Origin of the sequence: Mesorhizobium loti CJ3sym, assembly GCF_000472785.1 — a bacterium.
Lineage (GTDB): Bacteria > Pseudomonadota > Alphaproteobacteria > Rhizobiales > Rhizobiaceae > Mesorhizobium > Mesorhizobium loti_E.
The window spans coordinates 129,651-150,205 of sequence record NZ_AXAL01000011.1 but is presented as its reverse complement, the minus strand read 5'-3'; the positions used below and the strand labels follow the sequence as shown (position 1 = coordinate 150,205).

At 64.9% G+C, this 20,555-nt stretch carries 25 protein-coding genes and 1 pseudogene; 7 read left to right on the top strand and 19 right to left on the bottom strand.

Going from position 1 to position 20,555, the window contains the following annotated elements:
- Nucleotides 1-67: 67 nt before the first annotated feature.
- On the bottom strand, nucleotides 68-373 hold the full coding sequence (locus A3A9_RS0116985) for a hypothetical protein (protein WP_152536118.1): 306 nt from the start codon (nucleotides 371-373) through the stop codon (nucleotides 68-70).
- Nucleotides 294-911 (bottom strand): YdaU family protein, encoded by a 618-nt coding sequence (locus A3A9_RS0116980; RefSeq protein ID WP_027059847.1) that lies wholly within the window; start codon nucleotides 909-911, stop codon nucleotides 294-296. Before A3A9_RS0116980 ends, A3A9_RS0116985 begins: the two co-directional genes overlap by 80 nt.
- 92 nt (nucleotides 912-1,003) lie before the next feature.
- On the opposite strand from A3A9_RS0116980, the gene A3A9_RS0116975 reads away from it, so the two are divergent.
- Entirely contained in the window at nucleotides 1,004-1,285 is a 282-nt protein-coding gene (locus A3A9_RS0116975) for a DUF982 domain-containing protein (RefSeq protein ID WP_027059846.1), read from the top strand.
- Between the two features lie 90 nt (nucleotides 1,286-1,375).
- Nucleotides 1,376-1,693, top strand: coding sequence for a DUF982 domain-containing protein (locus A3A9_RS0116970; RefSeq protein WP_033838613.1), 318 nt, complete (start codon nucleotides 1,376-1,378; stop codon nucleotides 1,691-1,693).
- 197 nt (nucleotides 1,694-1,890) lie between these two features.
- On the opposite strand, the gene A3A9_RS0116965 is transcribed toward A3A9_RS0116970, so the two are convergent.
- The gene (locus tag A3A9_RS0116965; protein ID WP_027059844.1) at nucleotides 1,891-2,562 is read right to left on the bottom strand and encodes a GcrA cell cycle regulator; all 672 of its coding nucleotides are present in this window, start codon (nucleotides 2,560-2,562) and stop codon (nucleotides 1,891-1,893) included.
- 567 nt (nucleotides 2,563-3,129) lie between these two features.
- Between A3A9_RS0116965 and A3A9_RS0116955 the strand changes: the two genes are divergently transcribed.
- Entirely contained in the window at nucleotides 3,130-3,834 is a 705-nt protein-coding gene (locus A3A9_RS0116955) for an XRE family transcriptional regulator (RefSeq protein ID WP_032925488.1), read from the top strand.
- A gap of 276 nt (nucleotides 3,835-4,110) precedes the next feature.
- Here the strand turns inward: A3A9_RS0116955 and A3A9_RS0116950 are convergent, their stop codons facing one another.
- Nucleotides 4,111-4,413, bottom strand: coding sequence for a hypothetical protein (locus A3A9_RS0116950; protein ID WP_027059841.1), 303 nt, complete (start codon nucleotides 4,411-4,413; stop codon nucleotides 4,111-4,113).
- A 173-nt stretch (nucleotides 4,414-4,586) separates the two neighbouring features.
- Between A3A9_RS0116950 and A3A9_RS0116945 the strand changes: the two genes are divergently transcribed.
- Both A3A9_RS0116945 and A3A9_RS0116940 read left to right on the top strand, forming a co-directional pair.
- Nucleotides 4,587-4,949 (top strand): hypothetical protein, encoded by a 363-nt coding sequence (locus A3A9_RS0116945; RefSeq protein WP_027059840.1) that lies wholly within the window; start codon nucleotides 4,587-4,589, stop codon nucleotides 4,947-4,949.
- Nucleotides 4,950-5,054: 105 nt separating this feature from the next.
- On the top strand, nucleotides 5,055-5,633 hold the full coding sequence (locus tag A3A9_RS0116940; RefSeq protein ID WP_027059839.1) for a flagellar basal body-associated protein FliL: 579 nt from the start codon (nucleotides 5,055-5,057) through the stop codon (nucleotides 5,631-5,633).
- A gap of 33 nt (nucleotides 5,634-5,666) precedes the next feature.
- Here the strand turns inward: A3A9_RS0116940 and A3A9_RS0116935 are convergent, their stop codons facing one another.
- From A3A9_RS0116935 to A3A9_RS0116915, 4 genes are all read right to left on the bottom strand, one after another.
- Nucleotides 5,667-5,972 (bottom strand): hypothetical protein, encoded by a 306-nt coding sequence (locus A3A9_RS0116935; protein ID WP_027059838.1) that lies wholly within the window; start codon nucleotides 5,970-5,972, stop codon nucleotides 5,667-5,669.
- Between the two features lie 66 nt (nucleotides 5,973-6,038).
- Nucleotides 6,039-7,052, bottom strand: coding sequence for an ABC transporter permease (locus tag A3A9_RS0116930; protein ID WP_027059837.1), 1,014 nt, complete (start codon nucleotides 7,050-7,052; stop codon nucleotides 6,039-6,041).
- A complete protein-coding gene (locus tag A3A9_RS39005) occupies nucleotides 7,049-8,635 on the bottom strand; it encodes a sugar ABC transporter ATP-binding protein (protein ID WP_033838612.1) in 1,587 nt (528 codons plus the stop codon). Before A3A9_RS39005 ends, A3A9_RS0116930 begins: the two co-directional genes overlap by 4 nt.
- A 235-nt stretch (nucleotides 8,636-8,870) precedes the next feature.
- Entirely contained in the window at nucleotides 8,871-9,818 is a 948-nt protein-coding gene (locus tag A3A9_RS0116915; protein ID WP_027059836.1) for a substrate-binding domain-containing protein, read from the bottom strand.
- A 348-nt stretch (nucleotides 9,819-10,166) separates the two neighbouring features.
- On the opposite strand from A3A9_RS0116915, the gene A3A9_RS0116910 reads away from it, so the two are divergent.
- Nucleotides 10,167-10,862: a RibD family protein gene (locus A3A9_RS0116910; RefSeq protein WP_027059835.1), complete on the top strand. Its 696-nt coding sequence runs from the start codon at nucleotides 10,167-10,169 to the stop codon at nucleotides 10,860-10,862.
- A gap of 15 nt (nucleotides 10,863-10,877) precedes the next feature.
- Here the strand turns inward: A3A9_RS0116910 and A3A9_RS0116905 are convergent, their stop codons facing one another.
- A complete protein-coding gene (locus tag A3A9_RS0116905) occupies nucleotides 10,878-11,768 on the bottom strand; it encodes an SDR family oxidoreductase (protein ID WP_027059834.1) in 891 nt (296 codons plus the stop codon).
- 100 nt (nucleotides 11,769-11,868) lie between these two features.
- Here A3A9_RS0116905 and A3A9_RS0116900 point away from each other — a divergent pair, with 100 nt between their 5' ends.
- Nucleotides 11,869-12,699, top strand: a complete 831-nt coding sequence (locus A3A9_RS0116900) for a helix-turn-helix transcriptional regulator (protein ID WP_027059833.1) — start codon at nucleotides 11,869-11,871, stop codon at nucleotides 12,697-12,699.
- A 104-nt stretch (nucleotides 12,700-12,803) separates the two neighbouring features.
- Here A3A9_RS0116900 and A3A9_RS39000 read toward each other — a convergent pair whose 3' ends face one another.
- The 10 genes and pseudogenes from A3A9_RS39000 to A3A9_RS0116855 all read right to left on the bottom strand — a co-directional run bounded on the left by A3A9_RS39000 (nucleotide 12,804) and on the right by A3A9_RS0116855 (nucleotide 20,472).
- Nucleotides 12,804-13,199 (bottom strand): type II toxin-antitoxin system death-on-curing family toxin, encoded by a 396-nt coding sequence (locus tag A3A9_RS39000; protein WP_051370986.1) that lies wholly within the window; start codon nucleotides 13,197-13,199, stop codon nucleotides 12,804-12,806.
- Nucleotides 13,189-13,329 carry a hypothetical protein gene (locus A3A9_RS44835; RefSeq protein WP_161634509.1) on the bottom strand — a complete coding sequence of 47 codons (141 nt, stop codon included), beginning with the start codon at nucleotides 13,327-13,329 and terminating at the stop codon, nucleotides 13,189-13,191. The genes A3A9_RS39000 and A3A9_RS44835 overlap by 11 nt, the downstream gene beginning before the upstream one ends.
- A 148-nt stretch (nucleotides 13,330-13,477) precedes the next feature.
- Nucleotides 13,478-13,942 (bottom strand): SRPBCC family protein, encoded by a 465-nt coding sequence (locus tag A3A9_RS0116890; protein ID WP_027059832.1) that lies wholly within the window; start codon nucleotides 13,940-13,942, stop codon nucleotides 13,478-13,480.
- Between the two features lie 8 nt (nucleotides 13,943-13,950).
- Nucleotides 13,951-15,231 carry an arsenite efflux MFS transporter ArsK gene (gene arsK / locus A3A9_RS38995; protein ID WP_051370984.1) on the bottom strand — a complete coding sequence of 427 codons (1,281 nt, stop codon included), beginning with the start codon at nucleotides 15,229-15,231 and terminating at the stop codon, nucleotides 13,951-13,953.
- Nucleotides 15,228-16,619, bottom strand: coding sequence for an NAD(P)-binding protein (locus A3A9_RS0116880; protein ID WP_027059831.1), 1,392 nt, complete (start codon nucleotides 16,617-16,619; stop codon nucleotides 15,228-15,230). The genes arsK and A3A9_RS0116880 overlap by 4 nt, the downstream gene beginning before the upstream one ends.
- A gap of 42 nt (nucleotides 16,620-16,661) precedes the next feature.
- On the bottom strand, nucleotides 16,662-16,982 hold the full coding sequence (locus A3A9_RS0116875) for an ArsR/SmtB family transcription factor (protein WP_027059830.1): 321 nt from the start codon (nucleotides 16,980-16,982) through the stop codon (nucleotides 16,662-16,664).
- 65 nt (nucleotides 16,983-17,047) lie between these two features.
- Nucleotides 17,048-17,470: an arsenate reductase (glutaredoxin) gene (arsC, locus tag A3A9_RS0116870; RefSeq protein WP_027059829.1), complete on the bottom strand. Its 423-nt coding sequence runs from the start codon at nucleotides 17,468-17,470 to the stop codon at nucleotides 17,048-17,050.
- A pseudogene (locus A3A9_RS41220) lies at nucleotides 17,467-18,152 on the bottom strand (aquaporin). Before A3A9_RS41220 ends, arsC begins: the two are co-directional and overlap by 4 nt.
- Nucleotides 18,153-18,159: 7 nt before the next feature.
- Entirely contained in the window at nucleotides 18,160-18,492 is a 333-nt protein-coding gene (locus A3A9_RS0116860) for an ArsR/SmtB family transcription factor (RefSeq protein WP_027059828.1), read from the bottom strand.
- Between the two features lie 66 nt (nucleotides 18,493-18,558).
- Nucleotides 18,559-20,472: a diguanylate cyclase gene (locus A3A9_RS0116855; RefSeq protein ID WP_027059827.1), complete on the bottom strand. Its 1,914-nt coding sequence runs from the start codon at nucleotides 20,470-20,472 to the stop codon at nucleotides 18,559-18,561.
- Between the last annotated feature and the right edge of the window lie 83 nt (nucleotides 20,473-20,555).

The window sequence follows — 20,555 nt, the reverse complement described above, 5'->3', positions numbered from 1 at the left end:
ATCTCCCCCCTTGAGGGGGAGATGCCCGGCAGGGCAGAGGGGGGCCCTGTCCCGCCGGCCTGTCTGATCATCCCGCCGCCAGCTTCGCGGGAACCGCGGCCACCCTTCTCGCCATCAGCTCGCGCATCGTCCGCCTTTCCCGCACCTCAATGCAGAGCTGCGCGCTGGACGGGCAGAACTGGGCGTTGCCGCTCTTCACCTCGCCGCGCACGAAACGCTGGATGGCGGCCTGCAGATCGGCAAGCTCGGCGTCGCGCACGGCAGCGAGATAGCCGCGCAGCTGCATCTCGACGTCAGTCAGGGCGGATTGCGGGAAGCATGAGAACATCGCCGCCAGCGCCTTCGTCGCCTGCTGCAATTCGGCTGCGGTCATGGGTCTCGATCTCCTCGATGATGGCATTGGCGGCGTCGGTGTGGGTCTTCGGCCGCTGCCAGCCGGATTTCTTTCCCGAAGGTGCGGGAGCTGTTGTGTTTTGACCTGCGCGGGAAAAAGCGGAAGCTTTTTCACTCTGGTTTCTGGAGTCTGGAGAATGCCGAGGCAAACCATCGGCATTTGCTGGGACACGCGCCTTTGTTTTCAAGGCGGTGGCGGCACCGCCGCGTGCACCGGCGGCGGCCCTCGCCTCGCTTTTGACCAGCGCCTTGTGCAGCTCCCTGGTCAGCCGCTTGTGGCCGATCTCGCCCCCCTCGCGCTCGAAGAAGGTCATGAGATCGGCGCTGATGGCACGCCATCTCTTAAGCGACAGGCGCGCCACGCGGGCGAGCTTGGCATCGTCGTCGGGCAGGCTGCCCCCGGCGTTCCACATCGCCATCAAAAGCAGCATGTAGGCGCCGATCTGTTCGGTGGAGAGCTGCAACGTGTCGCCGACGAAATCGGAGACGTAGAGCTGCATGAAGGGCCGCTCGCTCATACAGCCCTCCGTGCCGCGCCCACCATCAGGGCGATGGAACCAGCCGCCGGCCCGGGCGTTGTGTGGCGATCGTGCCAAGGGGAGGTTTGCCAATGACGGCTTTCATGCCGCTTACGCTGCGTTTTAGCGAAAACAAAACCATGCTGGTCGGCTCGGTGGCCGAAGCGGACAAAGCGCTGCGTCAGCAATGGCCCGACAAGGCAAAGCCGGCCTATCTTGATGCCGCGCGGTTGATCGGACTTGCCGTCGACGGCAGCTGCTGCCCGCGCATTGCTTTCGAAGCCTTCACAAAGGCGGCAAGGCAGCAAGGCATTCTGGTGGCCAAGCCGAGAAGCCGCGCCCATGACTGGCTGGACGCAGCCGCCAATCCATGAGCCGGCGCCAACCGTGATGCAACCGCCCGCCTGGCTTGTGCGTTTATACAAGCGGGCTTTTACACCGCACGAAAGGCCAGGGTGAACGCCATGGGTACGATGAAAACCGGAGTGCCGCTCAAAGTGTCTCTCGACGGGCATGTCGAGGAAATCGACAGCGTCAGCGACGCCGCCGATTTCCTGCAGCGCTGGCCGATCGAACGGCGCGGCCACGTCTACCGCAGCGCGCTCAATGCCTGCAGCGCCGCGATCGCGGCGCAGATGTCGCAATCCGACGCCATGAAAGTGTTCACCGGCTTTGCCCGCGTTGCCGGCATATTGGTCGAAGCCAGCGGCCCGGCCATGATGCTGGAGCCGCGCAGCGTGCAGAGCCGCATGCCCAAGCAGGGCCGGCAGGCGCCGAAATAGGGCGTTTCGTAGGTGTCGAGCTTGCTTCATCTCAAAATCCTCAGCGCTAAATCCGCCGGCACGCGCAGACCCCTCACCCAGGGGAGAGGAGACTACGAGCGCCAGCGCCTCCCCTCTTCTCCCCCCGGGGAGAAAGTGGCCGCGCAGCGGCCGGATGGGGGGCTGGCGCAGAGCCGCGCGATTGACATTAGCGCCTTTCACTTACCCAGCTCGCAGACCCGCCTCTGAAACCGTGCCTGGTGGTAGCTGCAATAGCTTTTCAGCGCCCTGGTGCGCATGCCGCAGCACAGCATTTCGGCGCCGGGCCGGCGGCCCGATGCATCGTTCCCCGGATCCTCTTCCAGCGTCAGGTCGAGCGGCGCGCGGCAGCGGGAAAACAGGCAGTCGATGAAGCGCATCGCCACGCCGTGCGGCTGGCGGCCGATCGGGCCGCGCTGTGGCGCCGGCGCCTTGAAACGGTAGGCTTCGCCATCGGCGATCAGCACCCCCACCTCGCGCACGAACAGGCGCGGCGGCAGCCAGGCCGGCGGCGCATCACGCCTGGCCCGGGCCTTGTTCTTCCGCACCCCGGCGCTCTTGGCGGCAGGCTTCTCGACCAGCTTCCCGGTCTTGTCGCCGACCCTTTCCTCCGCCCGCTTGCCCGCAGCCCGTTCGCCCGCAACACGTCTGGCGCTGGCCGGCATCCCCTTGCCCTTGGCAAAGCCGATGGCGCTAAGCATGGCGTTGCGGTGGACGAGGCCGATGATGGCGTTGCGTGACACAGCGCTGCCGCGCAGCGCGCTGAACGCCGTTGCAATCCTCGAGGCGGAAAGCCCGTCCTTCAGCCAGCGGGCGATCTCTTGCAATTCGGCGTCGCTGTAGCTTGCCATGTCCAGGCTCCATCCATGGGTCGGCCTTCCGCCACGCGTGAGCGCGCCGTCGGCCATGCGTCAGGGTTCAGGCCCGGTGGGGGCCAGGGTCAGGAAGTGTTCGGTGAGAGAGCCGGTCAGCCGGAGCGGAACCCGGCGCGGAGGCGCAGAAGCCGGGCCTCGGCCGTCTTTCTGTCGGGGGCGGAAACCGCCCTGCCCGTCATCGGCTCGAACAGGATGACGGTGCCGTCCTGGGTGTGGATGCAGGAGCGCGCATAGGGACCGGCAGCTGGCCGGTCGAATGGGGGCCGGAGCCGCGGGGAGCGGCGGCTCCGGCCGTTCCGGCCGCCGGTGACGGGCGGACCGGACCCGAGGCGTCAAAGCGCTCGGGCTTCGCCGCGGCCGGGGAGGAGGACGGCCGGGGCGGAAGGGAATGGCTGGCGACTTCGGTCACCGGATGCGCCTCACAAGAGGCCGGCGCCACGGCGCCTTGAAAGCTGGACAGGTTCTGCATGGCCAGATATAAGCATAACTCAAAAATATATGCAAGCCATTCTTTCATAGACGGGAGTTGCTTTCATCGCTCAGATGGGCGCCATGGCCAAAACGGAACTGTCGATCAAGGTCGGGGCGGCGATACGCCAGGCGCGCAAGCAGCGCGGCCTGGTCATGCGCCACATTGCCGAGCACAACGACACCGATGTCGCTGCCGTCGGCAATTGGGAAACCGGCCGCAATCTGCCCAAGACCGAGAACCTGTTCAAGACCGCCGCTTTCCTGCGCGTCGACCCGGTGGCGCTCGGCCAAGGGCAGGTCGTCTTCCTCGACGATGCCGGCCCGGTGGCCGATGCCGAGATCGTCACCGATGCCGGCCCCCTGCCCGCCGGATCAATGGATATCGAGGTGCTGGGCGCCGCGGTCGGCGGCGACGACGGCGACTTCACCTTCAACGGCGAGCCGGCCGGCTACGTCCAGCGCCCGCCGGGCGTGCGCAACCTGCCAAAGGTGTTCGCGCTGCATGTGCTGTCGGATTCCATGGTACCGCGTTACGAACCCGGCGACCTGATCTATTGCGGCGGCCGCGACGCGGTGCCCGGCGACCACGTGGTGATCGAGACGTTTCCGGAGGAAAACGAAAAGAACGGCAAGGCCTTCGTCAAGAAGCTGGTCAAGCGCACGGCGGGCGAACTGGTGGTCGAGCAATACAATCCGCCGAAAACGATCACCTTCAACCGCTACGCCATCAAGCACGTCTGGCGGGTGATACCGTTGAAGGAATTGCTGGGGTATTGAGGCTGGGCGCGCCTTTCCTTCTCCCCTTGTGGGGTGAGAAGCGGTCCGCGTTAGCGGACGAAAAGCCAATTGCTTGGCTTTTCGAGCTTCGAACGCCCTGGGCCTGCGAAGGGCCGGGTGGTGGCCGATCCACCTGCCGGGTCCCCGCTGCTGCGCAGCGTCCCGGCGTTCGCCAGCCTTTCATCGTGCCACTGGCACGATGAATTCGCTTCGCGAACCGGCCGCTCACCCCACAAGGGGAGAAGGAAGATTCAGCGCTGGCGCCTCTCCGAAAACTCAACCCCGCCCCGCCCCCTCCACCGGCACCTCCCGGTCGCTCAGCATCTGCGCTTCGCTGCGCACGCGCTGGCGCTCGTCGATGAACGCTGCCTGGATCGAAATCGTCGTACCCGGCAGCCCGTCGGCGCGGCAGGCCGAGCACACGATGCGGCCCGACAGGGCCGAAAGTGGCGTGTTGCCATTCACCCCGAACCGCTTCAGCTGATCGGGCCGCCACCATCTGTTGCGGCCGCAATCGGCGCATTCGACCGAGATCGAGGCGACTTGCGCAACCACCGGTTCCTTGCCTGGCAATGCCATCGCCCCTCCCTCGCCTTTTGTTCCTGATTTGTTCACATATTCGTGTGTTTTGCACGCAGAGTCGAGTCGCAGTTTTAACACTTTCCCAAAAGTTTCCCTTCCACGGATTTTTGAGTTATACTTTTATAAACTCGCAAATGTGAGTCGCTGTAGCATCAGACCCGGGAGCAATGATGGATGCCGCCGATTTCGCCCGCGCCTGCGGTTACACCGGCGACAGCCCTGCTTTGCTCGAAGCCTTCGAGGCGATCCGCCGCAACGGCATCGCGCAGGCCCGCCACGACCATTTCAGGCGCAAGGCCGTCATCGACGAACTGAAACAATCGGAACCGCTCTTCCTGGCCGCGATCGGCCCGGCGCTGTCGGCGCAGGAAGCCATCGAGGATACCGCCCGCTTCATCGCTTGCTGGCGCAACATGCCGCGCTGGCGCCAGGAGCGGCGCTTGCCCGATCTCGCCAGGGCGAGGCAGCAGCGTCTCGTGGCGCGCTTCTTCCGCCGCTACGGCCACCACCTGTGGGCGCTCAAAGCCGCCTGAGGCGCCGGGCATCTTGCTCCCGGCTGGCCTGCCCCCAGGCCGGCCCTGATTCCGTCGGAATGCTGCGCTGATTGGTGGCCTCGAAAACCAGGGAAGGACCCCACCATGAAACGCCTTGTTCTCGCCGCCCTGTGGATAATGGCGCTTGCCCTGTCCGCCCACGCCGCCGGCGACAGCACGACAGGGCTTGCCGACGCCACCGTGCTGATCGTGCGTCATGGCGAAAAGCCCGACAGCGGCCCCGGCCTGTCGCCCGCCGGCGAAGCCCGTGCGCAAGCCTATGCCGCCTATTTCCAGCCCTTCATGCTCGACGGCGCGCCGTTCCGGCCCGATATGCTGGTGGCCAGTGCTGATTCCAAGAATAGCGCGCGCGAACGGCTGACGCTGACGCCCCTCAGCGAGGCCCTGAAACTGCCCATCGACCAGCGCTTCGCCGACCACGAAGTCCAGAACCTCGTCGCGGCCCTGTCGACCGAAAGCCATGGCAAGTCGATCCTGATCGCCTGGCATCACGGCCAGCTGGCCAAGCTGATCAAGGCCTTCGGCGCCGACCCGAAGGCTCTGCTGCCGGACGGCAAATGGCCAGGCGATATCTTCAACTGGGTGGTGGTGCTGCGATTTGACCATACCGGGCAGTTGGTGCCGGGGTCGGCAAAGGTGATTGAGGAGAAGCTGGCGGGGTAGACGTGGCACCGGCGCCAGTCCCCATAGCGTTGTTCAGTTTTCGACAACGAAACCCTCTTCGTCGGAATAGACGAACAACTCAACCACGTCGAAGAAACATTCACGATCCAGGGAAATAGCTACAAAACCGTTGCCCGTGAGATGCAAGGTAATGTGCTCCTTCGTGAGCGTCACACGTTCAACCATTCTGGCATGCGGTTCCGCCAGAAGTGCGGTCACTTCGGTATTTACAGTGATCCCTGCACCGTCGGAAAGGCTTATGCCAATGCCATATCCGGGCTCGCGGATGTCAATGCTCTTGATCGACTTTCCAACCAACCTCTCTGCTAAGAGCCGCATGGCTTCATGTCCCTTTTGGTGGCAATCCTGATGGTTCGCCCAGCGGCGAAGCGGCGCAACCGGCCCCTACCGCCTAACCCGCGACTTCAGCAACCGGTCGAACGCCACCGCCAGGATCAGGATCAGCCCGATAACAATGCTTTGCGTGTAGGACGACACATTGTTGAACTGCAGCCCATTCTGCAGCACGCCGATCAGCGCCGCGCCCACCACGGTGCCGCCGACCGAGCCGATGCCGCCGAACAGCGAGGTGCCGCCGATGACCACCGCCGAGATGACCGTCAGCTCGTAGCCGATGCCGGCGACCGCTTCCGAGGAGTTGAGCCGTGCCGACAAAACGAAGGCGGCGAGCCCGGCGAAGAAGCCGACGATGACATAGACTGAGACCAGGATGCGGTCGACGCGCAGGCCGGACAGCCGTGCCGCCTCGGCATTGCCGCCAACGGCATAGACGGCGCGTCCGTAGCGTGTGTAGCGCAGCACGATGTGACAGAGGATCGCGGCGATGGCGAAGATGATCGCCGGCACCGGCACCGGGCCGATCAGGCCGGTGCCGAACCAGCGCATCGAGGCGTCGAAGCCCGAGATCGGGCCGCCATTGGAGATGGTCAACGTCAGCCCGCGAAACACCGTCAGCCCGCCCAGCGTGACGACGAAGGGCGGTACTTTCAGCCTTGTGATGGCAAGCCCCTGCACGCCGCCGGCGGCAGCCCCCACCAAGACGGCCGCCAGCAGGGCCGCGAACCAGCCATAGCCTTGCGTGCCCGTGGTCGACAGCGATAGCGTGTTGGCGGTGCCGCCCTTGGCGACAACGGCGGCGACCATGCCGCAAAAGGCAAGCAGCGAGCCGACCGAGAGGTCGATGCCGGCGGTGAGGATGACGAAGGTCATGCCGAGCGCGATCAGCCCGGTGATCGAGATCTGCCGCGTGATGTTGAACAGATTGATCGGGTCGATGAAGCTCGGCTTCAAGACGGTGAAGACGACGATCAGCGCCACCAGGAACAGCAGCGGCCCGAAGCTCATCAACAGCCGCGCGAAATTGATGCCGCCGCGCTCATTCTGTTCGCTCACGCTCATCGTGCCCGCCCTTCGTCCTGTGGCATCCTCTCGTCCCGTGGCTTCCTGTCGAGCGCCATCAGTTCCATCAATCGTTCCTCGTTTGCCTCGACGCCCGGCATCTCACCGGTGATGCGCCCCCGGCGCATGGTGACGATGCGGTCCGACACCGCCAGCACCTCGGGCAGTTCGGACGAAATCATCATCACCGCGATGCCGCGTGCCGCAAGCTGCACCAGGATCTGATGCACCTCCGCCTTGGCGCCGACATCGACGCCGCGCGTCGGCTCGTCGACGATCAGCACTTTGGGATCGCGCGCCAGCCAGCGCGCCAGGATCACCTTCTGCTGGTTGCCGCCCGACAGGCCCTCGATCGCCTGCTCGGCCGAGGCCATGCGGATCGACAGCATCTTTCTGAAACCCGACAGCGCATCGCGCTCGCGCCGCTCGGCCATGAAGCCAAAACCATTGCTGAAGCGGCCGAGCGAAGCGACGGAGAAATTGGGCAGGATGCCGAGCGCGGCAAAGATCGCCTGGTGCTTGCGGTCCTCCGGTACCAGGCCGATGCCGAGCGCGATGGCATCCGCCGGTGAGGCCGGCGCGATCTGTTTGCCGTTGAGCGTGACGGTGCCTGCCGCGATCCGGTCGGCGCCGAAAATGGCGCGCGCCAGCTCCGTGCGGCCGGAGCCGACAAGGCCGGCGACGCCGAGGATTTCGCCCGCCTTGAGGTCGATGTCGACACCGTCGAGCACGATGGCGTGCGGCGCTTCGGGATCGCGCACGGTGCGCAGGCCGCGCACCGACAGCACCACATCGCCGGCGACCGCGCGCTGCGCCGGCCGCGCATAGAGTTCAGAAGCGGCGCGACCGACCATCTTCTCGATGATCCGCGGCAACTGGATCGGACCACCCTCACGATCGAGATGCCCGGCCAGCCTGCCGTCGCGCAGCACCGTCATGCGGTCGCAGATGGCCGACGCCTCCTCCAGCCGGTGTGTGACGAACATGATGGCGACCTTGTCCTGGCGCAGCCGGTCCATGATCGACAACAGCCGCTGCACTTCGGTCTCGGTCAGCGCCGAGGTCGGCTCGTCCATGATGATCAGCCGGCTCTTCAGCGACAGGGCACGCGCGATCTCGACCAGCTGCTGCTCGGCCACCGACAGCGCCGAAACCGGCGTCATCGGATCGATGGACAGGCCGACACGGGCGATGATGTCGCGCGACGCCGCCTCCATGCGCTTCCAACTGATCAACCCGAGCGGACCGACCGGCGCACGGCCGATGAAAATGTTTTCGGCCACGGTCAGCGTCGGGATCAGGCTGAGCTCCTGGTAGATGGTGACGATGCCCGCCCGCTTGGCATCCTGCGGGCTGGATGGCGCGTAGTCGGCTCCGTCGAAGCTGATGCGGCCGCTGGACGGCGGCATGACGCCGGACAGGATTTTCAGAAGCGTCGATTTGCCGGCACCGTTTTCGCCGAGCAGGCCGAGGATTTCGCCGGCGCGGATGTCGAGCGAGACATCGCTCAGCGCGGTCACGCCAGCGAAATGCTTGGTGACGCCCTCGACGGCGAGCAGGACGGGCGATGCGGCTTCAGCCAATGATTGCTTCCTCTATGCGGTTCATGCTGGCCCTGTCGGCGCGCGCACCCCCCTCTGTCCTGCCGGACATCTCCCCCTCAAGGGGGGAGATCAGCAGCATCTCCGATGGCACTTTTCCTGCAACGCTTGTCATTGGCGAAAGCAGAGCAAACAGCCAATCTCCCCCCTTGAGGGGGAGATGGCCGGCAGGCCAGAGGGGGGCGCTGCCCCGCCGACCTCACCAATCTGGCAAGCCCTACTTCGTCTCGCTCAACCTCTCCGCCTTATCCAGATTGTCCTTGCCGATAACGATTGGCGTCAACAGCACCAGCTTCTCTTTCGGCTCGGTCTTGTTCTTGGCGTAGGCGACCGCGATCTGCACGGCGGTGCGCGACTGCAGGCCGGGGAACTGTTCCACCGTGCCGGCGAGCTTGCCGTCACGGACCGCGACCAGTGCCTCGGGCAGCGCGTCGAAACCGTAGATCTTGACGTCGGTGAAGTTGCGCGCGACGCAGGCTTCCAGCGCGCCCAGCGCCATGTCGTCATTGGCGCAGATGATGGCGTCCGGCTTGCCGTTGGCGGCAAGGCCGGCTTCCGTCACCGACAGCGCTTCGGCCCGCGCGAAATTGGCGGTCTGCTCGAAGATGATCTGGTACTTGTCCTTCAAGGGATCGAGCACATTGTGGACGCCCTTGTTGCGGTCGATCGCGGGGCCGGCACCCGGCTGGCCCTGCAGATGGAACAGCTTGGCGCCGTTGGGGAATGCCGCAACCATGGCACTGGCTTCCGCCTCGCCACCCTTGACGTTATCGGCGCCGACATGGGCCAGGATGCCCTGGACGCCATCGACGCGGCGGTCGATCGTCACCACGGGAACGCCGGCCTTGACCGCTTCCTCGATGGCCGGCGCCAGCGCGTTGACGTCGAGCGGCGAAATCACGATGGCGTTGACCTTCTGCACCAGTGCGGCCTCGATGTCGGCGGTCTGCTTGGTGGCCGAGTTCTGGCCGTCGCTTTCGGTCAAATTGACGCCTTGGGCGGCGGCTTCCGCCTTGATCTCGTTCAGCATGTGCACGAAGAACGGAAAGCCGAGATTGGGCACCGAGCCCAATATGGTGAGCTTGTCTTCGGCAAACACCGAGGGCGCAGCCAGCATCATGGCGCCGAAGGCCGCGGACGACAGCAGGAATTCACGTCTGTTCATGGTTGATCCTCCTCCACAGAGACGCATGATCCCCAGGACCGGGATCGGTCTTGGGAAGGATAATGCGTCGGTTCAAAGTGTTGGAGCATCCTCCTTGCGCAAGACGGCGCATGCCGCTCCAGCTGATATCCGTTGCAAAAACTGCCTCCCATCGGCATCAGCCCGCGGATGCTAACCCAGGGTCAACCATTTGTGCAACATCGATATAACAGTGTTGGGCGGCCAATTATCGGAATTATCGGAATTTTGACCGAGCCGACGCCCCCGCTTCCATTCTTCGGCCACGGCACTAGTTTGAACCGCGCCCGAACCCACCCCTGAAGACGAGCTTGTCCCCGGAGAACCCGCATGAAGCCGCGCATCATCTGCCATATGCTCGCCTCGCTCGACGGCAGCCTTCATCCGAGCCGCTATACGACGAGCCCGGACGGAACCCGGGCCGAATGGTCAGGCCTCTATGAGCGGATCCACGGCGATCTCGAAGGCGACGGCTGGATCGTCGGCCGTGTCACCATGGCCGAGATGAGCAAGGCCGCTGCGCACCCGCCGGCGCAGACCGGCAAGGTCGACCGGCCGCATCATTTCGCCCAACGCGACGCGGACAGCTATGCCGTGGCGCTCGATGCCTCGGGCAAGGTGCATTTCTCCAAACCAGACATCGGCGGCGACCATGTCGTGGTGCTGCTTGGGCATGACGTCGCCGACAGCCATCTGGCCGAGCTCGCCGCCGACGGCGTATCCTACATCGTCTCGGAAACGACCGATATCGATCTTGCCGCCATGCTCGACGTGCTTGGGCGTGAACTCGGCATAAGCCGGCTGCTGCTCGAAGGCGGCGCCGGCATCAACGGCTCCTTCTTCGCGGCAGGGCTTGTCGACGAACTCAGCCTGATCATCGCGCCCGCGCTCGATGCGCGGGCTGCAAATCAGGGTTTTGTCGAGTTCGGCGAAAACGGCCTCGCCGGCAAGATGCAGTTGTCGCTGACAAGCTGCGAAACCCTGGCGCATGGGTTGATCCATCTGCGCTATGCCGTCACGCGCTGACGCGCGCCACCCTCCTCAATCGGGGTATCGCATTGCATCCAGGTCGGCGATCAGCGTCGGGCCGGTCGGATGCCAGCCGAGCCGTGCCTGGGTCAGCGCGCTGGAGGCCGGGATATCCATGGGCGCGAACATGGCCATCCAGCCGAAATGCTCGGCGGCCTTTTCGGGCGCGATCGAAACGACCGGCACGTTGAGGCCCCGGCCAAGCGCCTCGGCGATGGCGCGCACCTCGACACCTTCCTCGCCGACGGCGTGATAACGCGCGCCGGGCTGCCGCTTTTCTACGGCGAGCCGGTAGAGCCGTGCCACGTCGAGCAGATGGCCGGCAGCAAAACGATTGCGGCCTTCGCCGACATAGGCCGAGACGCCTTTCTGGCGCGCGATCTCGATGAGCGGCGAGATCAGGCCCTGCTTGAGCGGATTGTGGACCTGCGGCAGGCGCATCACCGAGACATTGATGCCGGCCTCCAGCAACGCATTGCCGGCCAGTTCCGAGGCGATGCGTGGGTTGGGATGGCTGGCATTGAAGATGTCCTCGCTCGCAAGCTCGCCATGTCCGGGGCTGCCCACGCCGACGCCCGAGGTGATGACCAGCGGCCGGTCCGAGCCGGCGAGCGCCGCGCCAAGCGCCGCGATGACGCGCTTGTCCTTTTCGCAGTTCGCGGCAAAGCGCGAGAAATCATGGTCGAATGCCGTGTGGATCACGGCGTCCGCCTTGGCCGCGCCGGCGCGCAGGCCTTCCGGCTCTTCCAGGGTTCCGCGATGCACCTCGGCGCCGGCGGCAGCGAGAGCCTCGGCGCCGGCGTCGGAGCGGGTGACGCCAACCACCTGATGGCCCGCCTTGAGAAGTTCGGGAACGATGGCCGAGCCGATGAAACCGGTCGCGCCGGTGACAAAGATACGCATGCAAAATCTCCTGTGGTTGCCTGCGTAATATCGAAGGTCTATTATTCCATTAAAGTAGTGACTTTATCATGGTATAATCTTTAACAGGATGGCTAAAAGGATGCCCACCAACTCCGCCGGCACGCTCGCCGCCTTCCTGAAGGACCGGCGCACCCGGCTCGACCCGGCCTCGTTCGGCTTTTCGGGGCGCCGCCGCACGCCGGGGCTGCGCCGCGAAGAGGTCGCCCAGCGCGCCAACATCAGCCCGACCTGGTACACATGGCTGGAACAGGGCCGCGGCGGCGCGCCTTCGGCCGACGTGCTGAACCGCATCGCCAAAGGGCTGCTGCTGACCGAGGCCGAACGCGAACATCTCTTCATGCTCGGGCTCGGGCGCCCGCCGGAAGTCCGCTACCGGGGCGACGAGGGCGTCAGCCCCCGGCTGCAGCGCCTCATCGACACGCTCGATGCCAGCCCTGCTTTGATCAAGACCGCGACCTGGGACGTCGTTGCCTGGAACCGCGCCGCCGAGATCGTGCTGACCGACTATGGCGCCATCCCCGCAGGTCAGCGCAACGTCCTGCGCTTCATGTTCCTCACGCCCCATATCCGCGCCAAGCAGCACGATTGGCAAAACCTCGCCCGTTTCGTGGTCGGCGCTTTCCGGGCCGATGCGGCACGCGCCGGCGCGGTCTCCGAGGTCACCCAACTGGTGGGAGAACTGTGCAGCGGCAGCGCCGAATTCGCCAAGTTGTGGCAAGAGAACGACGTGCTCGCCCATGGCGACGGCACAAAGCGCCTGAAGCACCCGGAGCTGGGCGACATCGAGATGGAATACTCGTCCTTCGCGGTCGACGGCAGGCCGGATCTGAACCTGACCGTCTACAACCCGATCGACAGCGATGTCGCCGACCGCATCCGCGCGCTGGCCAAGGGCGCTCCCGCGCGCTGAATTGTCACGACGTCGACGCTGAAAACCGCCTACAACGGACCTTAAGTGATCAACGCCGACACGCGGCCACGCTGGCCCAACACCCTGAAGAGAAAGTTCCGCTTTTACTCTTCTATCGGCTGGAGATAGTAGTAAAGCTCCTTGGTGAAATCGCTCTCCGGTCTCTTGCCCTCAATGATCTCAATTATCAGTTCAGCCAAGCTTACAGAGTCAACTTCCATGGTGAAGCCATTGGCGTTCAGGAACGTTTCGGCCGCTAGAAACGCGGTTCTTTTGTTGCCTTGCAAGAAAGCGTGAGCCCTGGCTATCCCAAACAGCAAGGCTGTTGCAAGGTCCAGGATATCTTCACTTTCATACCCATAGATTTGCTGCGGCCTAGCGGCCGCAGCTTGAAGCTTACCATCATCAAGAACTGCAAAGGGTTCGCCTGTAGTAGCGACGACTTCTTTGTTGGTGTCTATGATGACCTGGCGTGATAGCCAGACGGGCTCATTCGGCAAGCTTTGCCAAGATTTTGGGGAAGCGCTTGATAGCAGAAGCACGCAAGGAAGAAAAATCCACGTTCTTCTGGGGCCGAGCTTCCAAAATCTGAGGCGCCTGCGTTGCGGGCGCGGAAACAGCATAGCGCATAGGTGCCTCCTTTCTAACAACTTTAAAAAACCGGCCTAGACCGATCTGGTTCCTTATTAAGTGAGCCTACGGCGGTTAAATGTCAATGAACGAGGAGGCTCTTTGCTCATCGGCAGGAATCGCAGCGAAAGGTAACTCGCGCATGATTCTACCCATGAGTCGCCAGCGAATTCTTCTCGCACACCGCCTTCAAAATCTGCAAGGTCGGCCCCCAGTAGAGATTGGCATGCGGGCGGATCGACGGTTCGGCGAAGTCGCTGAGCGTCAGCGTCAGCAGCGTTCCCTGATTCACTGGGGCCAGGGCGAAGCTGACCAGCGTGTGGTTCTCCGGTACGTCCGCAAGCCGCGAGGCCGACAGCGTGCTCCAGTAGCTGTAGGCGAACAGTTGCTCCGGCTCGAAGGCCCGGACCGTGCCGTGGTTCTCGAACGGGATGCCATGCAGCAGCCCGCGGATCACGATCGCACCGCCGGCATGGCCCTCGAGGCTGACGGTCAGCGCTTCGTCGGACATCCATTGCGGGATCATCCCAGGCGTCGTCAGCACCTGCCAGACATCAGCCGGCGCGGCGGCGATGGCGATGGTCTTGACGATCGGCGCGGAAAGGTCGGTCATCCCTGCAATTACCGCGAATGCGGACGTGAGGCCATCGCCGCTCCCAGCGGCACCGCATCCGGTACGGCCGGATCGGCCGTACCGCCCCTTCCAGCCTTGCGCGATTGCCGGCTGATCAACGCAACGGCGGCAAAGGTCGCGATGCCCAACAGGCCGACCATCACATTGAGCCACAAGGCTGGGAAAACACCGAGGCCTGATATCATCAGGGTAAGGCCGAAGGGGGCGAAGGCGGAACTGAACTGGCGCGCCGCCGTGATCCAGCCGACATAAGAACCGTAGCGTTCCCCGCCGAACAATTCGAGCGGCAGCGTGCCGCCGACGATGCTCATCAGGCCCGAGCCGAAGCCGAAAAGCACGGCAAACAGCATGGCGCCGGGAACGGAGGGCGCCACCAGCAGCAGCACCGCGAGCCCACCAGCCAGCGCAGCGGTCGCGCCGAGCGCCAGCGATGTCTGCGTCAAGCCACGGCCAAACAGCATGTTCACCAATCGGCTCGCCACTTGCGAAGGGCCAAACAGGCTTGCAACCAGCACCGAGGCTCCACCGAGACCGACCAGGGTGAGCAGGGGTACCATCTGCACGAGAACGGCTGAAAGCATGAAGCCTTCTATGGCAAAGCCGGTCAGCACCAGGACGAACAGGGGCGACCATCGCCGGTCGAGCGCGGGGCCTGACATACCTGATGTGACCGGGATAATCCTCTCGCCCACCTTGCGGGTATGACTGGAAAGCCGGGCCAGCCACCAATGGATCGGCAGGCAGACAAAGGCATTGAGTGCAGCAAAGAAAACGAGAACCTCGCGCCAGCCGAGATGCTGGTGCAGCAGCGTCGTCAATGGCCAGAACAGGGTCGAGGCGAAGCCGGCGATCAAGGTGAGATGGATGATGCCGCGACGCGCGCCGCCAAGTTGCACGATGGCGACAAAGGCCGTGCTGTAAAGCACGAAGCACGAGGCCAGTTCCATGGCCAGCACGCCGATGGCAAAGCCGGCGCGCCCCGGCGCCAGCGCGCACACAAGCAACGCGCCCGCGGCCGCCAGCGATCCCGGCACCATCAGGCGCCCTGCCCCGACCCGGTCCGCGAGGCTGCCAGCGAACGGCGCCAAGACAGCGCTTGCCAGCAGCGACACCGACAGCACGGCGAACACCCATTGCTGCGACCAGGCGAGTTCCACCGCCACCGCCGGCGCCAGGATGCTGTAGCTGTAATAGAGCGTGCCATAGCCGATGATCTGTGTGGTGCCCAGCGCCCAGATGGCCGAGGCAGGGATCTTGGCGTCGCTCACTCGGCGGCTTCCATCTTGCTGGCACAGCCGCAGCCGCTTTTACCGGCCGCTTTCGCGTCCACATCCGCCACGCAGCAGGCATCGACCTCAACCGGTGCCGGCCCGCCGCAACAGCCCTGCGAAGCGCGGCCCGCCGGCACCGTGCAGACGCCGGTTTCGGGCAGCACCAGTTGCACCGCGTCGGCCGCCGCCATGTCGCCGGCGATCGCCGCCGCGACCGAGCGGACCTGCTCGTAGCCGGTCAACAGCAGGAAGGTCGGTGCACGACCATAGCTCTTGATGCCAACCGTGAAGAAGCCGGGCTCCGGATGGCTGAGCTCGCGATGGCCGTGCGGCGGTACGTCGCCGCAGGAATGCTCATTGGGATCGATGAGCGGACCGAGCGCCTTGACGCTTTCCAGCCACGGATCGAGATCGAGCCTGAGCTCCCTGGTCAGCGACAGGTCCGGCCGTTGCCCGGTCGCGGCGATGATGCGGTCGATCGGGCCGAGTTGCAGCAACCCCTCCTCGCTTTGCCCTTCGACGATCAGCCGGCCGTCATGCTCGCGGATCGCAACCGTTGCAAAGCCCGTCGCCAGCCGGACACGGCCGCTTTCGGCGAGGTCGCGCACATCGGCGCCGAGTTCACCGCGTGCCGGCAACTGATCGGCGTCGCCGCCGCCATAGATGCGCACGAGGTCGGTTCCACGCATCGCCCAGAGGAGAGCCGTGCCGGGCGCGACATTCGCCAGCCTGGCAAGGTCGAGCAAGGCGTTGGCCGCCGAGTGGCCGGAACCGGCAACCAGCGTCGTGCGGCCGGCATAAAGCGCGCGGTCGCGGCCCAGAATATCGGGGATGCCGTAGGCGATGCGGTCGGCGAATTCCGCCTCGCCCTGCGCCGCGATGCCGCCGGCGCCGAGCGGGTTGGGCGTGCGCCATGTCCCCGAGGCATCGATGACCGCGCGGGCGCTGTCGCGCCTTGTGCCATTAGCGGTCTCGACGACGAGCATGAACGGCCGCGTCCCGCGCTCACTGCCGCGCACCTTGTCGGCGCCCCAGCGCGATATGGCCACGACACGCGCATTGGTTTCGATTGCCGGCGCAAGTTCCGGCAGGCTGGCCAGCGGCTCGAGATAGTGCGTGACGAGTTCATCGGCGGTGGGAAACGCTTCCGCGTCCGGCATCCGCCATCCCTGGCTTTCGAGCAGCCTGCCGGCCGCCTGGTCGACGCAATAGCGCCAGGGCGTGAAGACGCGGACATGGCCCCAATCGCGTAGGCTGGCCGCGACGCCGTTGCCGGCCTCATAGAGCTTCACCGGCAGGCCCCGGGACATGAGATGGACGGCGGCCGCCAGGCCAACCGGGCCGGCGCCGATGACGGCGATGGGCAGATCGTTTTGCGTGGCCATAGCTTCTATCCTTCCGGTATTATCGAAATAACAGACAAAAAATTATGCGGCCGCCTCACCCGCTGCCGGATTGCAAGCCGCGTCCGCACAGCATTCGTCGGCCAGGAAGCCGATGAGATCGTTCATCATGGGATAGTTGGCGCGGCAGATCAGCGTCGTCGCCTGCCGCTCCTGGCTGACCAGCCCGGTCAAGATGAGGCGGTGCAGATGGTGCGACAGCGTCGAGGCAGCGATGCCGAGGCCTTCCTGCAAAGTGCCGACCGGCCGGCCCGCCTCGCCGGCCCGGACCAGGATACGATAGAGGTTCAGTCGCGTCGGATTGCCGAGCGCTTCCAACTGCTTCGCTGCTTGTTCGAGTTTCATAGAAATAGCATGAGGCCAGCGACAGGAACCGTCAAGCTCTATTTCGAAAAATATCGAAATAGGGTTCAGACAATCCGCTTGCCACTTGCATCGACGACGACCTCGCCATCCTCCTTGGCGAACGGGCCGATGTCGGGATCGGGCAGGACATCGAGCACCGCTTCCGACGGCCGGGCCAGCACGACGCCGAGCGGGCTCACCACGATCGGCCGGTTGATCAGGATCGGATGCGCCAGCATGAAATCGAGGATCTCGTCGTCGCTCCATTTGGGATCGCCAAGGCCGAGTTCGGCATAGGGCGTGCCCTTCTCGCGCAGCAATTGGCGCGGCGTCATCGCCATCGCCTCGAGCAATTCGATGAGCCTGTCGCGCGACGGCGGCGTCTTCAGATATTCGATCACCTCCGGCTCCTCGCCCGACTGGCGGATGATCGCCAGCGTGTTGCGCGACGTGCCGCAGGCGGGGTTGTGATAGATGGTGATGGTCATTGCGCAGCCTTCATCTCAGTGAGGGTCTTGGGATCCGCCAGCAGCCAGCCGGCCAGCGCCAGCGAAAGCAGCGCACCCGCCAGCTCCGCGGCGATGAAGGCCGGAACATCGGAGGGCCGGATGCCGGCGAACGTATTCGAGAAGCTCGGGCGATCGCTACCGCCGGATTGGCGAAGCAGGTCGAGGCCGTGAACCAGTAGGCTGATGTGATGTAGAGCCCGACCAGCCAGGGAATGGCATCGCCCCTGAAGCGCAAGCCGGCAAGGATAGTGAAGACCAGGCCGAAACTCGCGACCAGTTCGGCCAGCCACTGCCCCTGCCCGCTGCGCACCGTCGCCGCCACCTCCAGCAAGGGCAGCTCGAACATGGCATGCGCGACCAGCGTGCCGGCGAGGCCGCCAACAATCTGGACAGTGATGTAGCCCAGCACGGCCAACCAGCCGATGTCGCGCCGCAGTCCGAAAACCAGCGTGACGGCCGGGTTGAAATGGGCGCCGGAGACCGGCCCCAGCGTAGTGATCAGCACCACCAGCATGGCGCCGGTTGGAATGGTGTTGCCGAGCAGCGAAAGTGCTGCATCGCCGGTCAGCCGACTGGCCATGATGCCCGAGCCGACCACCGTGGCGACCAGCATGGCGGTGCCCAGCGCTTCGGCGGCGAGACGGCGTCGAAGGTCGGTCATGTCAACCTCAACATTTGCAGGTCACCGCCTGGATGATCGGCTGGCAAAGCTCCGGCGCGCCGTTGCAGCAATCCTCCATCAGATAGGCCAGGAGATCGCGAAAGCCGGTCATGTCGGCCGTGTAGCGGATGCTGCGGCCGTCGCGCACGGCATGCACCAGCCCGGCCTGACCGAGGATCTTCAAATGCGCGGACATGGTGTTCTGAACCGCGCCCAGCCGCGTCGCGACCTCGCCTGCCGGCACACCCTCGGCTCCGGCCCGAACCAAAAGCCGGAACACCTCCAGCCTGGTTTCCTGGCCGAGTGCTGAGAGCGCCAGCAATGCTGTTGCCTTGTCCATCAACCCATCTATCCAGATTCATGGATTAATGGCAGCCGGCCATGACAATGCTGTGACAGCCAGGGCTTACGCTTTGCGCCGGGAACCCGTCGCGCGTGGTTCGCTGAGATGCGGGCGCCAGCCATGCACGCGGTCGCGCCCCGCGGCCTTGGCGCCGTAGAGCGCCTCGTCGGCGCGCCGCAAGAGATCGGCGATCTCGATGTCAGCGCCACCGTCGAAAGTGCCGACCCCGATGCTGACGGTGACGATGCCCTTTTCGCTGCCGGCATGCGCAAGCCCGAGGTCGCGCACCTTGCCCCGCAGCGTTTCGGCGATGACGAAGGCGCCTCGCGCGTCGGTTTCGGGCAGGACGATCGCGAACTCCTCGCCACCGTAGCGGGCCGCCGCGTCGGCCGGCCGGCGCGCCGTCGCCTCGATGCAGCGGCTCACATTGCGCAGGCATTCATCGCCCGCCGGGTGGCCATAGTGGTCGTTGAAGCGCTTGAACCAGTCGACATCGATGATGAGCAGGCTGAGCGGCGTCGTGTTGCGCCGGCCGCGCGCGAATTCGCGCGCCAGCGCCTCGTCGAAGGCCCGCCGCGTCAACAGTTCGGTCAGCCCGTCGCGATGCGCCAGCAGGTTCAGCTTCTCGTTGGCCGCCATCAGTTCGGCCTCGATCTGTTTGGCCTCGGTGATGTCGGAGAACACGCTGAGACTGCCACCATCACCGGTCGGCCGGGTCCGCACATCGAGCCAGCGCCCGTCGGCGAGCCGGACCTGGCGGTGGCTGGCATGCGTCTGCAAGGCCATGATGCCGGCGATCCAGTCCTCGACCGCGTCCGGCGGTGTGATGCTCTCGCCGCGCGCCGCCGAGGCGCGCAGTATGTCGTGGTGGTTGGCGCCAGGCACCCTGATGTCGGCCGTCTTCGGAAACAGCGCGCGGTACTGGGCGTTGCACAGCAGCAGCCTGCCGTCGGGGTCGAACATCACCAGGCCATCGGCCATATGCGTCAGCGCGTCGCCGAGCCTGGCTTGGCTTTCCGCCAGTTCGGTCTGCAGTTGCTTGCGTTCGGTGATGTCGCGATTGTGCGTGATCAGGCCGACGATCGTCCCGGCCCTGTCGCGAAACGGCGCCTTCAGCGTCGCCAGCCAGGCATCGGTGCCGTCCTCGTGGTTCACGTGCTGCTCGATGGTGGAGGAGACGCCGGACGCCAGCACGGCAAGCTCGTCGGCGCGGAATTGCTGCGCCGTTTCGCTGGGATAGAAATCGAAATCCGTCTTGCCGATCAGCGCCTTGGCATCAGCCGCCTGCATCAGCTCGGCGGTTGCCGGATTAGCGGCGATGAACCGCCCGTCGAGATCCTTGACGTTGAGGCAGTCGGGCAAGGTCTCGACCACGGCCTTGAAGATGCGCCTCGACTGCAGCGCCTCGATACGCCGCCGCTCCTGGTAGAGCGCCAGTCCCGACATCGCCACGGAGACGAAGATTAGCAATGTCGAGGGAAACACCACCTCTGGCAGCACCGTCTCGATAACGGACCGTGGCAGGACGCTGAGGCCAAGCAGAGATCCGCATGCGGTTGCGGCACCCAGGATCATGATATCGCGCGTGGTGAGGGCGCGGCCCCTGAGCGCAAGATTGCCGGCAATACCGACCAGCATGGTGGCCGCGATCCCGACCGCGCCGGCCAAGGCGCCGATGCCGCCCTCGAAAACCCGGAAAGCACCGGCCATGACGCCGGCGACGATGCCGGCGACGGGACCGCCGAAGAAGCCGGCAACGGCAATCATCGTCGCTCTCAGATCGACAAAGACCCCTGGCTGGAGTTGCATCGGCGTCAACATCAGGATGATGGCGCCGGCGCCCATCAGCAGGCCGAAGGCCGCGGCCTTCACAACGGCCGGCCTGCGGTCCAGCCACACATGCGTGTGGATCCAGACCGAAACGAACATAGCGACGACCGCGAGATTGGCCAGCAATTCAGACCAGGGCGAACCCATTGCGCACCTTTCCTGTCACCGGGCTTCCGCTGTAACCGCCTCTTTGATAAGCTCTCGATGACAACAAAGTGTTACGTCAGGTC

What these genes read in the sequence shown, in the direction of transcription:
- A3A9_RS0116985 (WP_152536118.1), bottom strand. Translation starts at nt 373, where the DNA reads ATGACCGCAGCCGAATTGCAGCAGGCGACGAAGGCGCTGGCGGCGATG.
- A3A9_RS0116980 (WP_027059847.1), bottom strand. Translation starts at nt 911, where the DNA reads ATGAGCGAGCGGCCCTTCATGCAGCTCTACGTCTCCGATTTCGTCGGC.
- A3A9_RS0116975 (WP_027059846.1), top strand. Translation starts at nt 1,004, where the DNA reads ATGACGGCTTTCATGCCGCTTACGCTGCGTTTTAGCGAAAACAAAACC.
- A3A9_RS0116970 (WP_033838613.1), top strand. Translation starts at nt 1,376, where the DNA reads ATGGGTACGATGAAAACCGGAGTGCCGCTCAAAGTGTCTCTCGACGGG.
- A3A9_RS0116965 (WP_027059844.1), bottom strand. Translation starts at nt 2,562, where the DNA reads ATGGCAAGCTACAGCGACGCCGAATTGCAAGAGATCGCCCGCTGGCTG.
- A3A9_RS0116955 (WP_032925488.1), top strand. Translation starts at nt 3,130, where the DNA reads ATGGGCGCCATGGCCAAAACGGAACTGTCGATCAAGGTCGGGGCGGCG.
- A3A9_RS0116950 (WP_027059841.1), bottom strand. Translation starts at nt 4,413, where the DNA reads ATGGCATTGCCAGGCAAGGAACCGGTGGTTGCGCAAGTCGCCTCGATC.
- A3A9_RS0116945 (WP_027059840.1), top strand. Translation starts at nt 4,587, where the DNA reads ATGGATGCCGCCGATTTCGCCCGCGCCTGCGGTTACACCGGCGACAGC.
- A3A9_RS0116940 (WP_027059839.1), top strand. Translation starts at nt 5,055, where the DNA reads ATGAAACGCCTTGTTCTCGCCGCCCTGTGGATAATGGCGCTTGCCCTG.
- A3A9_RS0116935 (WP_027059838.1), bottom strand. Translation starts at nt 5,972, where the DNA reads ATGCGGCTCTTAGCAGAGAGGTTGGTTGGAAAGTCGATCAAGAGCATT.
- A3A9_RS0116930 (WP_027059837.1), bottom strand. Translation starts at nt 7,052, where the DNA reads ATGAGCGTGAGCGAACAGAATGAGCGCGGCGGCATCAATTTCGCGCGG.
- A3A9_RS0116915 (WP_027059836.1), bottom strand. Translation starts at nt 9,818, where the DNA reads ATGAACAGACGTGAATTCCTGCTGTCGTCCGCGGCCTTCGGCGCCATG.
- A3A9_RS0116910 (WP_027059835.1), top strand. Translation starts at nt 10,167, where the DNA reads ATGAAGCCGCGCATCATCTGCCATATGCTCGCCTCGCTCGACGGCAGC.
- A3A9_RS0116905 (WP_027059834.1), bottom strand. Translation starts at nt 11,768, where the DNA reads ATGCGTATCTTTGTCACCGGCGCGACCGGTTTCATCGGCTCGGCCATC.
- A3A9_RS0116900 (WP_027059833.1), top strand. Translation starts at nt 11,869, where the DNA reads ATGCCCACCAACTCCGCCGGCACGCTCGCCGCCTTCCTGAAGGACCGG.
- A3A9_RS44835 (WP_161634509.1), bottom strand. Translation starts at nt 13,329, where the DNA reads ATGCGCTATGCTGTTTCCGCGCCCGCAACGCAGGCGCCTCAGATTTTG.
- A3A9_RS0116890 (WP_027059832.1), bottom strand. Translation starts at nt 13,942, where the DNA reads ATGACCGACCTTTCCGCGCCGATCGTCAAGACCATCGCCATCGCCGCC.
- A3A9_RS0116880 (WP_027059831.1), bottom strand. Translation starts at nt 16,619, where the DNA reads ATGGCCACGCAAAACGATCTGCCCATCGCCGTCATCGGCGCCGGCCCG.
- A3A9_RS0116875 (WP_027059830.1), bottom strand. Translation starts at nt 16,982, where the DNA reads ATGAAACTCGAACAAGCAGCGAAGCAGTTGGAAGCGCTCGGCAATCCG.
- arsC (WP_027059829.1), bottom strand. Translation starts at nt 17,470, where the DNA reads ATGACCATCACCATCTATCACAACCCCGCCTGCGGCACGTCGCGCAAC.
- A3A9_RS0116860 (WP_027059828.1), bottom strand. Translation starts at nt 18,492, where the DNA reads ATGGACAAGGCAACAGCATTGCTGGCGCTCTCAGCACTCGGCCAGGAA.
- A3A9_RS0116855 (WP_027059827.1), bottom strand. Translation starts at nt 20,472, where the DNA reads ATGGGTTCGCCCTGGTCTGAATTGCTGGCCAATCTCGCGGTCGTCGCT.